The sequence below is a fragment of the Mariniflexile sp. AS56 genome (assembly GCF_030552475.1).
Classification (GTDB): domain Bacteria; phylum Bacteroidota; class Bacteroidia; order Flavobacteriales; family Flavobacteriaceae; genus Mariniflexile.
Window position 1 is genome coordinate 207,780 of record NZ_JAUPED010000001.1, and the last position, 16,259, is coordinate 224,038.

The window sequence follows — 16,259 nt, forward strand, 5'->3', positions numbered from 1 at the left end:
TATTAAAATCTAAAGTGAGAGAATGCTTTATTAGCTTCTGCCATTTTGTGAGTATCTACTCTTTTCTTAACCGCTGCTCCTTCTTCTTTAGCTGCTGCTAAAATTTCTGAAGCTAAACGTAATGCCATAGATTTTTCGTTTCTTTTACGAGAATAGCTAATTAACCATTTCATCGCAGTAGAAACCTTACGGTCTGGACGGATTTGCATTGGAATTTGGAATGTTGCACCACCAACGCGACGACTACGTACTTCTACGTGAGGCATAACATTAGATAAAGCATCTTTCCAAGTTTCTAAAGCTGTTTTTTCTTCGTTTGTTTTTTTCGACTCTACAATGTCAATCGCATCGTAAAATACTTTAAAAGCCACAGACTTCTTTCCATCCCACATCATCATGTTAACGAAACGAGTTACTAACTGGTCGTTAAAGCGTGGATCTGGTAAAAGCGGTCTCTTTTTTGCTGCTCTTTTTCTCATGTCTTCTTCTTAAAAGTTTAATTACTTTTTCTTACCTTTTGCTGGAGCTGCTGCTGCTTGTCCTGGTTTTGGACGTTTAGCACCATACTTAGATCTACGTTGTGTTCTACCTGCAACACCTGCTGTGTCTAAGGCACCACGAACGATATGATATCTAACTCCTGGTAAATCTTTTACTCTTCCACCTCTAACCAATACTATCGAGTGCTCTTGTAGATTGTGACCCTCACCTGGGATGTATGCATTTACCTCATTACCATTTGTTAATCTAACACGAGCAACTTTACGCATTGCTGAGTTAGGTTTTTTAGGTGTTGTTGTGTAAACACGCGTACATACCCCACGTCTTTGTGGACACGAATCTAAAGCAGCCGATTTACTCTTCTTGGTTATTTTGGCTCTTCCTATTCGTACTAATTGTGAAATTGTTGGCATATATATTATATATAAATTTTAAAGTCCTCTTTTAAGAGGGCTGCAAAGGTAGAAATTAAAATGTGAATTTCAAACCCTAAATCATTAATTTTCACAACATTTATAATATTTTCATATAACTTATATTATTAGTTTAAGTTTTCCGTTAGATTTACATACCAAAAACAGCTCTACAACCCGTGCAGAAAACACCTTTTTTATTCCTATATATATGTATACTATTTTCTTCGGGACTATTTAGCCAAAACCTTCTACTTAAAATTAAAGGACATACGGTCCAAGAAACATTCTCTATAGATTCTTTAAACTACAAAAGGAACCACAAAAACTTCACTTCTATAAACTCTGAAATTGAAGCACTTCAAAAGAGCCTTTATAAAATAGGATATATTGAAAATGAGATAACACACATTAAAAAAATTAATGATTCTATTTTTTCTTCTGAAATTCATCTAAAAAGAAAATATAAGGAACTACATATATATTATGACAACTCACTTATTAGCCGAAAACTATTAAGCAATGTTTCAAAACAAGTATATGATCACTATTTTTCCATCCCATTCAGCACACTTGAAGGCACATTAAATTATATAAATACGAAGGTTTCAGAAAAAGGCTTCCCGTTTTCAAAATTATATTTATCACATATTGAGATAAATGGTGAACACGATTTAAAAGCTACCTTAAAAATAGAGTCTACCAACCAAAAAAGAGAAATCAGCAACATTGTAATTAAAGGATACGACAATTTCCCACGTTCCTACTTAAAACATTACTTAAAAATAAAGCCGAAACAAACATTCAGTCTAAACACTATAAAAACTAAAACGGAGCAGTTAAGAAATTTAAGATTCGCTAGTGAAATAAAACCTCCCGAAGTATTATTCTCAAAAGATTCCACAACGCTTTATTTATACCTACAAAAAACTAAAAGCAACTCTTTTGACGGGTTTTTAGGTTTTGGAACAGACGAGACCACTAACAAATTACAATTTGACGGCTATTTAAATTTAAGCTTAACTAATAATTTAAATTACGGCGAGTCTTTTAAATTATTATATAAAAGTGACGAAAACGACCAAAAAACATTCGAAACAAACCTATCACTACCCTATTTATTAAAATCACCTATTGGTATAGATTTATCCTTACGGATATTTAAACGAGACTCCTCGTTCTCCACAGTAAACCAGAACGCCAAATTACATTACCAAATAAACCCTAAACACAAAGTGTTTTCTGGCATTTCATCCATACAGTCAAACAACCTACTAAACTCCACTATAGCACCCAGCATCTTTGACTACCAAACAACCTATTACACCCTAGCCTATCAATATTTAAAAAATCAGAATTCGAATCTACTTTTCCCTATTAACTCCCAATTATACCTTGAGAGTAATTTTGGAAAAAGAAATCAATTAAACCAACAAGAGAAACAATCTTTATTAACCTTAGATGCCTTTAAAATCATAAATCTAGATATTAAGAACAGCATTTATTTCCGATTAAATGGTGTATCCCTAAACTCTAAAACGTACCTAGAAAACGAACTTATACGTTTTGGTGGCATAAACTCTATACGGGGTTTTGAAGAAAACACCATTTATGCCACCCAAGTAGGTTTACTAAATACCGAATACCGTTTCCAGCTTAACAATTCAATGTACATCCACACCATTACAGATTTCGCATATTTTGAGAATAAAATTTCAAACTTAGAGGAAAAACTATTTGGTTATGGTTTTGGGTTTGGAATTTTAACTAAAACTGGAATCCTAAAAATGAACTACGCCAACGGCAAAACTGAGAATTCGCCATTTAAGCTCTCCAATTCTAAAATACATCTCAGTTTAACCTCAAATTTCTAGTCCGAAATTATCATATTCTTAAATTTTACTGCTAAAAGATAAACTTTAACCATTTTTTATTGTTTTATTAACTTTTTATTATGATTTTTGATGTTGACTAATTCAAATAATTATAAAATGAAAACAAAGTTTAGTGGAATTCTAACGCTACTACTAGCGTTTGTTGTGCAACTAACGTTCGCACAGGAAAAGACTATTTCGGGTACTGTAACAGATGAATCTGGTTTACCGCTTCCCGGAGCTACCGTCTTAGTAAAAGGCACCACATCAGGAACATCTTCTGATTTCGATGGTAATTATTCAATAAAAGCTAATCAAGGAGGCACTCTTGTTATCAGTTTTGTTGGCTACACTACCAAAGAAGTAAAAATTGGCGCATCTAATACAATTAATATTAAACTTCAAGATGATGCACAGTCATTAGAAGAAGTGGTTGTAACAGCTTTAGGTATCAAGAGAAACTCAAAAGAGTTATCCTACTCGGTATCTAGCCTGAAAAGTGATGAGATCACCCAAACAAAATCCGTAAATGTTGCTACAGCTATGGTTGGTAAAGTGGCTGGTTTACAAATTAACACTACTAATAATGGTGTTAATCCAAGTACAAGAGTAGTACTTAGGGGTAACAGATCGTTATTAGGAAATAACGAAGCCCTTATTGTTATTGATGGTTTCCCTTCTTCAAGAGGAGTGCTAGACAGAATTAACCCTAATGACATTGATAACATCAGTGTTTTAAAAGGGGCTAATGCTGCTGCTCTTTATGGTTCTGAGGCAACTAACGGTGTTGTTTTAGTAACTACTAAAAAAGGAAAAGGAAAAATGAGTGTAACCTACAACTCTTCTTTCACTGCTGAAAACGCTGCTTATTTACCAGAGTTCCAAGATGAATTTGGTGTAGGAGGCTTTCCTGATGGAACTTTATACCCCCTAGAAAACGTTGCTTGGGGCCCACGATATGATGGACGTCTTATTGACGCAAGTGAAACTTTAAATAATGGTGAGGTTTGGCAAGTACCATTCACTCCTATTAAAGACAATCACAAAAATTTCTTTGAAACCGGTAACACCATAAGACATGGAATTACAGTTAGCGGTGGAGGAGATAATGACAGCTTCTTAATGTCTGTTGACCAAACAAACACAACTGGAATTGTACCTAATGACGCTTACAATAGAACGAATTTTAGACTAAAAGCATCTAAAACTCTTGATAAACTAAGTGTTGGAGGTAATTTATCATTTTTCAGATCACATAGCAATGTAGTAGGTGAAGGTGGTCGACAAGACAGACCTCTTTATTGGAATATTATTAACACCCCATTGCACTTACCTATGGAGCAATTGAAAAATTGGAGAACAGGAAAATTTACTAGAAATGAAACTTCATACTTTGCTTTTTATGAAAACCCATACTTCATAGTAGATACTCAAAGGGAGAAATCTGATTATAATGAATTTAACATTCTTGCCTTCGTTGATTATCAACTTACAGATTGGTTAACCGCGTCTGTAAACTTAGGTTACACAGGAACTTCTAGTTCCACAAAAAGAGAATATGGAGCATTGTCGTATGCATATGAGCTAGACCATGTTTATAGTAGAATAGACCCTTATGGAGCTAGAACAGCGGATGGCTTAACTAACTCATCACGTACAAACACTGATTTCCTATTAACATTTGATAAAGATATCACAGAAGATTTTAATGTTAAATTTACAACAGGCCAGAATATTAGAATACAAGATTTAAAAACAGTAAGTGTTTCTGGTAGCGACTTAATTATTCCTGATTTCTATAATGTTTCTACTAGAACAGGTGATTTAGTGGGTTCTGAAGGTACTACAAATTACAGAAAAATGGGTGTATATGGAGACTTAACTCTTGGCTACAAAGATTTTCTGTTCTTAAGTGCTACAGGTAGAAATGACTGGACTTCTACATTACCCAAAGACGCAAACTCTTTCTTTTATTATGGTGCAGGTATTTCTTTCGTTGCAAGTAATGCGATACCTGATTTAGTAACTGAAAATGGATTAAGCTATTTAAAAGCTACTTTAAATTTAACAAAAACAGGTAACGATCCTGGAGTATATGCTACACAAGGAACTTTTTCAGCGCCTGCAAATTTCCCTTATGGTTCTACTGTAGGTTTAACGCAATCTAGCCAAGTTCCTGCTCCAGATTTAAGTCCTGAGTTTACAAAATCTCTTGAGGCAGGAATCGACATGGCATTCTTCAAAAATAGATTATCAGCCACTATAACAGGTTACAAAACTAATTCAACAGATCAAATCATCCCTGTTAACACTTCTTTAGCTTCTGGAGCGTCAAGTGCAATAATAAACATTGGTGAAATTGAAAACCAAGGTTTAGAGCTTGGTTTAAATGGGACTATTTTAAAGTCTAATAATTTTAAATGGGACGTAGGTCTAAATTATGCACTACAAAAATCTGAAGTAATTTCTCTTGCCGACGGTGTAGATGAATTAAATATTGGTGGATTTACATCGGCTCAAATTATTGCCAAAGTTGGCCAACCTTACCCGCAAATCAGAACAACATCTTACTTAAAAGATTCTGAAGGAAGAGTAATTGTTGGTGATAACGGAGACCCAATACAAGACCCTATCAACCAGATTCAAGGAAAGACTACTCCTGATTACATAGTAGGGATGAATACAAATGTAAAATACAAAAATTGGAGTCTATATGCGGTTGCTGATTATAGAACTGGTCACGTATTCTACAACGCAATAGTTGATGCTATAGAATTTACTGGTCTATCCAAGCATAGTGCTACTTCTGGCAGACAACCTTTTGTTTTCCCTAACTCGTCTTATTCAGATGGATCTGGAGGCTATATAGCCAACGGTAACAGATTAACATCTGGGGGTGGTAATGCCTTTTGGGATAGTTATAATGATGTAAAAGAAAACTATGTTACAGACGCGACTACCTTAAAATTAAGAGAAGTGTTGTTATCATATACATTTGATAGCTCTACACTAGATCAAATTGGTATCGATGATTTATCAGTTGGAATATTTGGAAGAAATTTAGTTACACTACGTCCTAAAGACAATGTTACTACAGACCCCGAATTCAATTTTACAACAGGAAATGCTGTTGGTGTAGGTACACAATCTCAGACCGCTCCAACTAGACAGTACGGTCTAACTGTAAACATAACATTTTAAAAAAGAAATGAAAATGAAAACAATAAAAATGAAAAAAGCGATCTTATTCCTTTTTGCTCTTGCTCTGATAAGTGTGAGCTGTGATGAATTTCTAGATGTAAATGACAATCCAAACAACCCTTCAATATCTACACCAAGTTTAACGTTACCTGTAGCCTTAGAAAATTTTTCTGCATTGAATGCACGAACTATGACTTATTTAGGTAATTTTCTAGTTGTAAATTGGGCGACTCCATCCAACTGGTCAGCAAATTCAATCTATTCTAGATATGATTTCTCTGCTGATGATTTTTCAAATATATTTGAAACCTCATATGTTTCAATCTTCAAGGATTTAACTTATATAGAATCCTATGAGGATCCTACTGGAGCCATAGATTATTCAAATTATAAAGCTATTTCTAAAATAGTAAAAGGTTTTCAATATCAACTATTAGTGGACATTTATGGAGACGTTCCTTATTCTGAAGCTAATTTAAGAGGTGACAACACAACACCTAAATATGATGATGCTGAAACAATATACAAAGCTGTTATAGAAGATTTAGCCGTAGCTGTGGATTTAATTCAAAATGCACCTGATGCAGCTGAAAACCCAGGAACCCAAGATACTTTTTTCTATGGAGACATGGACCATTGGGTAGAATTCGCTAATACGATTAAATTAAGAATGTTAGTTAGATTAAGTAATACAGGCCAAACACCTTATATTGCATCTGAAATAGCTGAAATTGATGCTAATGGCGGAGGGTATATAACAACAGCTGTTACTTCGAATCCAGGCTATACAAATTCAACAGATAAACAAAGCCCTTTTTGGGACTATTTTGTACTTCCTGTAACAGGTATTCAACAAAATAGAGGAGATTATACAGTTGCTTCAGAATATGCCATGAATTTTTTAACAAATTCAAATGACCCTAGAAGAGATAGACTTTATAAACCAGCCGCAACGGGGGGTGCATATAAGGGAGCTGTTCAATCAACTGTATTACCAGGTACAGGATTTACATCAAATGATTTATCTAAGGTAGGACCTGGTTTATTAATAAGCGCAGACCAAGACCAAATAGTAATGTCAATGGCAGAATCATTATTCATTCAAGCAGAAGCTACCACTCGCGGCTATTTAGCTGGAGGTGATATTGCAGCTCAAGCTCTTTATGAAGATGCTATTGAGGCCTCTTTCACACAACTAGCTGTTCCTAACGCGGCAACTGAAGCACAGACTTATTATGGTCAAGATTTAGTCAATATTTCGTGGAGTTCTTCACCTAATAAAATAGCTGCTATTATGACTCAAAAATGGGTTGCTTTAAATGGTACTTCGTCTATTGAATCATGGATTGATTTAACAAGAACTGGTTTCCCTGCAAACTTACCTATCCCAGCTGAATCCGCAGGATCTAGACCTGTCAGACTATTATACCCTGCGTCTGAAGTATCAAGAAATATAAACAATGTTCCTACGCAAGGTGTAAATGATGTATTTACTAAAAATCCATTTTGGAAATAATAAAAAACAAAAAACATGAAAAATATAAAATTTTTAAGAGTTTTTTTAATTCTTACATTGGGTATAGTTACCCTCAATTCTTGTGATGAATTACTAGATCCTACAGAAACGGATTTTGGAAAAGGCCCTATCCTGGCTCAATTTGAAAAGCCTAGCGTTACTGCTAATTTCATTAAAGACGGCTCAGTTACATCTTACAATGTTCCTTTAACTATTATTGGCGGTAGAAACCAATCAATAAGCACGCCTGTTGAAATTACAATCAGCGCTGATGCTAGTTCAACTGCCAATTCAGGTACAGAATACACATTAGAGACAACAACATTTACTATACCTGCGGGTGAATTATCAGTAAACGCTGTAATAAACGTTAACACGGCTAACTTAGATCCTTTTGACGCAAAAACTCTAGTCTTAAAGATAGACTCTTCTTCACAAGGAGTTTCAGAAACCAACACTACAAGTGTTATTCTTCAGGCTGTTTGTTCTTTGGATTTAAGTAATTTCGTAGGTAATTACACCTCTACAACCACGAGAGTTTCTGGTTCTAGAACATCAACAGTGGAATTAGGTCCGGAACCAAACTCTTTGCTTATCACTAATGCCGAAGCATATGGAACCGACAAAATTTTAGTTGTCTTAAGTACAGATGTTACCAACCCTACAATTACTTATATTGGTAATGAAAACTTTTTCATTTACTCGCATTCTACGTATGGTCCGGTATGGGCATCAACATTGACTCCCGAACAATCAACTTACAATTCTTGCGATTTTTCCATGAATTTAGAGTTTAAGCGCTGTGTAAGTATTGGCTGTTTTGGTGGCTCAAGAGTTATAACCATGGTTAAACAATAATTTACTTCAATTACCATTTTAAACATCCCTTTAAACATAGTTTAAAGGGATGTTTTTTTTTCACCGTCCCCTTTCTTTTCTTCTCCGAAACCTAACAGCTTCTTACTAATATTGAAGCTCATAGCCCTAATAAATTAGGATAATGATCTAACATTAAATAAGGTTAATAAGATTACAGAACCTTCCTGTATTTATTCAAAAGAATTAGAGTCATTAATTTAAATAGTACCTAAATATTACAAATCATATCCATTATCATCAATAAAAGATGCCGAATTCCTTGCATTATTTAAAGTAAATTCAATTATTACCTATCATATTAGTAAGTTTTTCATATTTTAGCACTGACTAATTCAAATAATTATAAAATGAAAACAAAGTTTAGTGGAATACTAACGCTATTACTAGCGTTTGTCGTGCAACTAACGTTCGCACAAGAAAAGACAATTTCAGGTACGGTTTCAGATGATTCTGGCTTACCTCTTCCTGGAGCTACTGTCACAGTAAAAGGCACCTCTTCTGGAACATCTTCAGATTTCGATGGTAAATATTCAATACGAGCCAACCAAGGTGCTACTTTGGTCTATAGCTTTATAGGATACGCCAATAGAGAAGTTGTTGTTAAATCTTCAAACACGATAAACATCACGCTACAGGAAGACACACAATCTTTACAAGAAGTAGTTATATCAGTTGCTTATGGTAATAAAAAGAAAAAAGATATTATTGGTGCAATAAGTGTTTTAACTGCTGCCGATATTGGTGATCAAAAAATAACAACAGTAACAGAAGCATTACAAGGTACTTCTGGTGTATCATTAGTAAACAATTCTGGTCAACCTGGTGCAAGCCCTACAATTAGAATACGAGGTGTAGGCTCTTTAAATGGAGATTCTGATCCGTTAATCATTCTAGATGGCGCCCAGTTTACTGGTAATTTAAATGCTATAAACTTTGATGATGTAGCCGCATATTCCGTTCTAAAAGATGCTGATGCAGTTTCTTTATACGGAAACAGGGGTGCAAATGGGGTTATTATCATAAAAACTAAAAAAGGAGGAGATACAGCTGGAAAAAGCATAGTAAGTATAAATTCAAGCTTTGGTTTTTCAGATAAGGCAACTAGTGATTACTCTTACCTAAGTGCGCAAGGCATTATGGAAAACACTTGGTTATCTACAAGAAATGATCTAGTAGATTCAGGTTCCTCATTAACGGATGCGAACCAACAAGCTTCTAGTAATTTAGTAAACTTACTAAAAGCCAATCCTTTTAGCATTTCAGAACCAGTAGGCACCGACGGTAAACTAAAATCTAATGCAAATTTACTTTACGAAACAGATTACTTAGATGCATTAACGCAACAAGCTACTAGACAAGATGTATCTTTATCTGTTAGGGGTGGAACAGAAAATACAACTTACTATGCATCTGGATCTTTTTTAGAGAGCACAGGATATTCGTTAGCTTCTAAATTTAAAAGAGCATCAGGTAGGTTAAACATTTCTACAGATGTTAATGATTGGTTAACACTTGGCGGAACTACTTTTGCTTCTTTCAGTTCTTCTAACGCACCTATTCAGGATGGTTCTAGATTTTCAAACAACATACAATACGTACGTTCAGTATCTAGCATTTACCCTATTTACCAGAGAAATCCTAACGGAAGTTTTATCCTGGACGATGCCGGTAATAAACAATACGACTTTGCTTTAGATAGAGGATTTTTCGGCCAATACAACCCTGTAGCAGAAACTTTAGGAAGCCCTAATCTATTTGAAAGAAATACTGTAAATATATCTCCAAACGTTGAAGTACGTTTTAATGATAAACTTAAATTTAATTCCCTATTTAATTTTTCATTGTATTTATTTGAAGGTAACATTTTCAGTTTCCCTTTCGTAGGAGCATCTCCTCAATCGGTTATTGATGATACTTCTAGTCAAAAAGAGAGAAGTACAACAAAATCTTTTAACGTAACAAATACACTTACTTATCAGCAATCGTTTAATGAGAAACATAACCTTACCTTATTGGCAGGACAAGAAATGTTTAATAACGACTATAATTTCTTGAGAACTGCAAGAAATGGTTTTGTATTTCCTGAATTAACAGAATTAGATAATGGTAACACAGCTACCGAAGCGCGTTCATACACAAACTCAAATAGATTATTTAGTTTATTTGGTAGATTAGATTATAATTTTAATGATATCTATTATGTAGGTGGTAGTATTCGTAGAGATGGTTCGTCTAGATTTATTGGCGACAATAAATATGGTGTATTTTGGTCTGCAGCAGCAGGATATAGTATTTATGATCAATTTTTTCAAGACAGCAATATTGTAAGAACGTTAAAATTAAGAGGTAGTTATGGTGTTGTTGGTAACGAAAATATTGGCCAATTATTCCCATATCTTTCAGAATTTGGTACTGGTTTCAATATACAAGGTAATGGTGGAGTTTTCCCTACTAGTGAGGGTAACCCTAATTTAAAATGGGAAACTCACAAAAAGTTGAACGTTGGTTTAGACTTTGGTTTCTTCAACGACAAGATCAATGGTAGTTTTGAATACTATGACAACAGAGTAGAAGACTTAATATATTTACTTGTTCCTCAACCATCTACAGGTAGTGGAGGAGATTCAGAGAATGATTTAGCTCCTTATGTTAACATTGCTGAATTATCAAATAAAGGTTTAGAGCTTACCTTAAATTCAACCAATATTTCCACAAAAGACTTTAGATGGACATCAACTTTAGTTTTATTTCAAAATAAAAACAAAATTGAAAGCATCCCAGAACCTGAATTAACAGGCTCATTTAGATGGGAAGAAGGAAGAGATCGTTATGAATTTTATATGAGAGAATGGGCTGGAGTAGATCCTGCTACAGGTTCACCATTATGGTATAAAGAAGTAACTGACCCTACAACAGAAGTTGTTACTAAAGAAGTTACTAACGACTATGATGAAGCTACTCGTGTTTATACTGGAAAATCTGCACTACCCGATTTTGAAGGAAGTTTTGTAAACAGATTTAAGTATAAAAACTTTGATTTAGCATTAAATTTCGTATTCAAAGCTGGTGGTTATATTTATAACACAGATTACGCTTCCCTAATGAAAGCGAGAAACCCTGGAGAGCAGTTAAGTTCTGATGTATTAAGCCATTGGAGAGAACCAGGTGATATTACTGATGTACCAAGACAAACTTTGATTAATGACGATTTTAATTCTAGATCTACAAGATGGTTACAAGAAGGCGATTATGTTCGTTTAAGAAACCTTTCTGTTGGATATAGCTTAGACAAGTCTTTAATGGAACAATTTAGTTTGAAATCAGCAAGAGTTTATGTATCTGCTGACAATTATTTCACTTGGACAAAAGAGAGTCGTTTAGATGATCCTGAACAAGCATTTAATGGAATCACAGACAATCGTTCTACAGTAATGAAAACAATATCCTTGGGTGTTGATATTTCTTTTTAATTTTAAAAAAAAACTTATTATGAAAATAAACTTTTTAAATAAATATTTATTTATCGCTATACTAACAGCAGGACTTACATCTTGTGATAGTGATGAATTTTTAGATGGCCCGGTACCTACCGATTCGGTTACATCTATAGCAGTATATGGCTCTAAAGCAGGTATTGAATCTGCTATGACAGGAACATTTAATGTGTTAAGAGATTATTTTGCTAGTCATGACACTAACGGAGCAAAAGCCTATTATTTAGGTGCCGATGTAATGGGTACTGATGTAACTTGTCCAGATTTTAACTGGTATATCTTTGAAACCCGATGGGATGTTGTTGATTCAGCAAATGGGCGTAGAACTAATTGGGCTTGGGAAATGTATTATTCAATAGCCAATGCTTGTAGAAGTCACATTGCAGGAATTAATGGCTCTTCTGCTATAACTGATGCTGAAAAAGTTGCATACATTGCAGAATTACAAGCTCTAGAAGCTCACTGCTACTTTAACTTATCTAGATATTATTCTGGATCTTATGCAGGTGCAGGTGGGTCACAACCAGGAATACCATTATACACCGAACCACAATCTGTTAACAACGTTGGAAACCCAAGAGGAACTTTAGAAGACGTTTACACACGTATTATAACACAATTAGAAGATGCAATACCAAACATACCGGTTACACAAACTTCAAAATACCGCTTCAGTAGAGGTACTGCTCAAGGAGTTTTAGCTAGAATTTATTTAGAGAAAGGTGACTGGGTAAAAGCTGAGTTTCATGCTAACAAAGCAAAAGACGGATATCCACTAATGGATGCAGGAACTTATGCTGAAGGCTTTAATAGTATTGACAACAACGAATGGATGTGGGGTTTACCATTTAATGCAGAGCAACAATCTGGTTTTGCAAGATTCTGGTCGTTTATAGACCATTCGAGTAATGGCTATAACGATTTATATATTGGTGTAGATTTTCAAGCAACATTCACTAGCGATTCTGATATAAGAAAAAATTTAATTGTTGTTAATGATGCTGATTCTAATTTCAAAAGATATGTTACCGCTAAATTTAGAGATAACGCCGATCAATCTGGAGACTTAATAATGATGAGATCTTCTGAAATGTGGATGATTGAAGCAGAAGCTCTAGCTGAACAAAATAAATTACCTGAAGCTAAAGCTGCTTTATTAGCCGTATTATCAAAAAGAGATCCTTCTGCTACGCTTTCAACAGCGACAACAAAGGAAGCTTTAGTAGATGAGATTCTTTTAGAAAGAAGAAAAGAGTTTTATGGCGAATTAGGCCTTGGATATTTTGACTTAAAGAGACGAAACAAAGGTCTTGTTAGAACTGGTCCAAATCAACAATGGCAACTTACGGTTCCTGCTGGAGATTCTCGATGGAGATTTTATATTCCTCAATCAGAAATCGATAGAAACCCTAATATGACTGAAGCTGACCAAAATTAATTTTAAGTAAAAAAATAGAAAGGGTTATCTTAAGATAACCCTTTCTATTTTACATTGACCACACAAATAATGCCAAAACAAGCACTGTTTGTATTGAACTCTTAAATCAATTTTGTTATGAAGCTACTTTTAACCTCATTCATACTTCTTTGTTTTACATTGACTTACAGCCAAACAAACAAAGAACGTGCTCAAATTATTGAGTATTACAACCTAACAACACTTAATGAAATCAAGCTTAAGTTAACACTTGAAAACCAAGCAAACAACAAAGCTATTGAAGATTACATAAAGAAACATGGGTTAGAAAAATCTAAAAAGGATACCAACGGTAGTATCATGAAAATCAGATACATTATTGATGGTAAACCAGTATACTTGTCCACAGACAATGTTGAAGCCGCTAAATCCACTAAAACCAATCAACTCCATAACGGAGGAGGTCTTGGATTAAATCTAGAAGGTCAAAACATGAATATGGCAGCCTGGGATTCTGAGGGTGTATTGACAACGCATCAGGAATTTCTAAATTCTGACTCATCAGCATCAAGGGCAACTAAGGGAGAATTATTTTTCGCGAATATAAGTGATCACGCGACCCATGTAGCTGGAACATTAATCGGTAAAGGAACTAATCCTTCTGCAAAAGGAATGGCTCCTAAAGCAACTTTAACCCTATATAATTGGGATGATGATACCTCTGAAGTCGTAACAGAAATTACCACTAATGCTTTGCTGCTTTCAAACCATTCCTATGGAGTACCTGTATTAAACAGTACAGGAGATTTAAATGTTCCTAAATGGATGATGGGTTGTTACAATTCAGATGCAGTAAACTGGGATCAGATAGCCTATAACGCACCTTATTATTTACAGGTAACTTCTGCTGGAAATTCAGGGGAAGACACTTATTCAGGAGGGTTAAAAGATGGTTACGATAAATTAACAACAGAAAAAAATGCTAAAAACAACTTAGTAATTGCCAATGCAAATCCTGTTTTTGGTTTTCTTAGTATAAATAGTAGCAGTAGCCAAGGCCCATCAGATGACGGTAGGATAAAGCCCGATATTGCAGGCGATGGAACTAATCTAACTTCATCTACTGTTGGTAGCAACAGTGAATACAAAACATTTTCTGGAACTTCTATGGCTTCACCTAATGTTGCGGGCAGCTTATTACTATTGCAACAATATTATAATGAGTTAAATTCAAGTTACATGAAATCGGCGACTCTGAAAGGGCTTGTATGCCATACTGCAGTTGACGATATTTCTAAAATTGGTCCAGATGCTAAGTTTGGCTATGGCTTGTTAGACGCTAAGGCTAGTGTCGAAACTATTTTGGCTGCGGCTAATGGCACTGCATTAATAAAGGAAACAAGTTTAGCTAATGGTAATACGTATTCACAATCATTTACAGTTTCTAATACCAACACCTTAAGTGCTACAATTTGTTGGACGGATCCTCCAGGAACAGATCAATCTGGAGTTTTAAATAGTCCAATCCCTGCATTAGTAAACGACCTGGATTTAAGATTAACAGCCCCTGACGGAACGACTACTTTTTTTCCTTGGAAATTACAATTGAGCGACGTTTCTGCTGCAGCGATTACTGGTGACAACACGGTAGATACTCTAGAAAACATTGACATCAAGAACCCTATTGCGGGCACTTATACCGTAAGTGTTACCCATAAAGGTTCGCTAATTAATGGAACTCAAGCATTCTCGTTAATTTTAACAGGGAGTAACTTAACACTGGGCGTTTCTGATAAATTGATTTCAAGCGTTAACATATGGCCGAACCCGGTTAATGATCATCTAAATTTAAGTTTTGAGTCTTCGTACAATAAAACTAAAATTAGCCTATACGACGTGCATGGAAGGGAAATTTACAAGAAGTATTTAGAAACTAACAATTCAAAAATCACCCATTCTATTGATACGAAAATGGTTCATTCAGGTATTTATTTCTTAAATATTCAAAATGGCAATGCTTCGTTTAAAAGAAAAATTATAATAAACTAGTATTTGTGACTATTCATCCAAATTGAGTCACAAATAATATTTAAAAATTAAATATTATATTTGGAAATGACTAATTCAATAAATAATTAAAACTTAAATTATGAAAAAAATATTAATGTCTTTAGTACTAATATCGACTTTATTAGTATTCACAAATTGTGATGACTCGGTTTCAACTCCAAATTTAGAATATGTAACATTTGGCGCAGAATTATATTCAGCTGGTGTAGATGTAGGATCTTCTAACACTGTTAACATACCGGTTTTCACAGGTAATAAAGAAAGTAAAGATCGAGTTTACAATGTAATCGTTGATGGCTCTGCGGCAGCAGCTGGTTCATATACTATCCCAACTTCGATAACTATCCCTGGAGGCTCAAACGAAGGCTCATTAACTGTAGGATTATCTGATACTGATTTAGGTATTGGTGTAAATAAACTAACTATTAGTTTTGAACCTAATGATGGTTCATATTATGGAGCTGCAACTAGAATTGAGTATACACAAAACTGTACGGAAGTTACAGCAACCTTAGACCTGGTTTTTGATCAATGGGGAAGTGAAGTAAGCTGGAGTGTTAAAGATGCTTTAGATGGCGTTGTAGCCTCTGGTGGAGGTTATCCAGATACAGCAGCAGGCACATCTACTTCTGATACAAAAACTTTTAATCTATGTTCAGGAAGAACATATACACTTGAGACCACTGATGCATACGGAGATGGCTGGGGGTCAGTAGGTAGCTATACTTTAACTGTAGGCGCTGTTGTAAAAGTTACAGGAGACAGCTCTACTATGAATAATGGTGGTACGGGTGCAATGACAGCCTCTGCAGCTTTCGATACAAATTAGAATTACTTTATTTAAATAATTAGAACCTCGCAATTAATCCTGCGAGGTTTTTTTATACCTTTACC

Annotated in this window: 10 protein-coding genes; 8 read left to right on the forward strand and 2 right to left on the reverse strand. The window is 34.7% G+C overall.

Annotated features, from left to right (window positions below):
• Window positions 1–2: 2 nt before the first annotated feature.
• Window positions 3–479 (reverse strand): 30S ribosomal protein S7, encoded by a 477-nt coding sequence (rpsG, locus tag Q5N74_RS01010; RefSeq protein ID WP_304386799.1) that lies wholly within the window; start codon window positions 477–479, stop codon window positions 3–5.
• 21 nt (window positions 480–500) lie between these two features.
• Window positions 501–914, reverse strand: coding sequence for a 30S ribosomal protein S12 (gene rpsL, locus Q5N74_RS01015; protein ID WP_106659416.1), 414 nt, complete (start codon window positions 912–914; stop codon window positions 501–503).
• Window positions 915–1,093: 179 nt separating this feature from the next.
• On the opposite strand from rpsL, the gene Q5N74_RS01020 reads away from it, so the two are divergent.
• From Q5N74_RS01020 to Q5N74_RS01055, 8 genes are all read left to right on the forward strand, one after another.
• Window positions 1,094–2,788 carry a POTRA domain-containing protein gene (locus tag Q5N74_RS01020; protein ID WP_304386800.1) on the forward strand — a complete coding sequence of 565 codons (1,695 nt, stop codon included), beginning with the start codon at window positions 1,094–1,096 and terminating at the stop codon, window positions 2,786–2,788.
• A gap of 117 nt (window positions 2,789–2,905) precedes the next feature.
• A complete protein-coding gene (locus tag Q5N74_RS01025) occupies window positions 2,906–5,989 on the forward strand; it encodes a SusC/RagA family TonB-linked outer membrane protein (RefSeq protein WP_304386801.1) in 3,084 nt (1,027 codons plus the stop codon).
• Between the two features lie 13 nt (window positions 5,990–6,002).
• Window positions 6,003–7,505, forward strand: a complete 1,503-nt coding sequence (locus Q5N74_RS01030; RefSeq protein ID WP_304386802.1) for a SusD/RagB family nutrient-binding outer membrane lipoprotein — start codon at window positions 6,003–6,005, stop codon at window positions 7,503–7,505.
• Window positions 7,506–7,520: 15 nt separating this feature from the next.
• On the forward strand, window positions 7,521–8,363 hold the full coding sequence (locus tag Q5N74_RS01035) for a DUF1735 domain-containing protein (RefSeq protein WP_304386803.1): 843 nt from the start codon (window positions 7,521–7,523) through the stop codon (window positions 8,361–8,363).
• Window positions 8,364–8,731: 368 nt separating this feature from the next.
• Window positions 8,732–11,854, forward strand: a complete 3,123-nt coding sequence (locus Q5N74_RS01040) for a TonB-dependent receptor (RefSeq protein ID WP_304386804.1) — start codon at window positions 8,732–8,734, stop codon at window positions 11,852–11,854.
• 19 nt (window positions 11,855–11,873) lie between these two features.
• Window positions 11,874–13,316, forward strand: coding sequence for a RagB/SusD family nutrient uptake outer membrane protein (locus Q5N74_RS01045; protein WP_304386805.1), 1,443 nt, complete (start codon window positions 11,874–11,876; stop codon window positions 13,314–13,316).
• A 117-nt stretch (window positions 13,317–13,433) separates the two neighbouring features.
• On the forward strand, window positions 13,434–15,344 hold the full coding sequence (locus Q5N74_RS01050) for a S8 family serine peptidase (protein WP_304386806.1): 1,911 nt from the start codon (window positions 13,434–13,436) through the stop codon (window positions 15,342–15,344).
• A 100-nt stretch (window positions 15,345–15,444) separates the two neighbouring features.
• Window positions 15,445–16,194, forward strand: coding sequence for a hypothetical protein (locus Q5N74_RS01055; RefSeq protein WP_304386807.1), 750 nt, complete (start codon window positions 15,445–15,447; stop codon window positions 16,192–16,194).
• The last annotated feature ends 65 nt before the right edge of the window (window positions 16,195–16,259 follow it).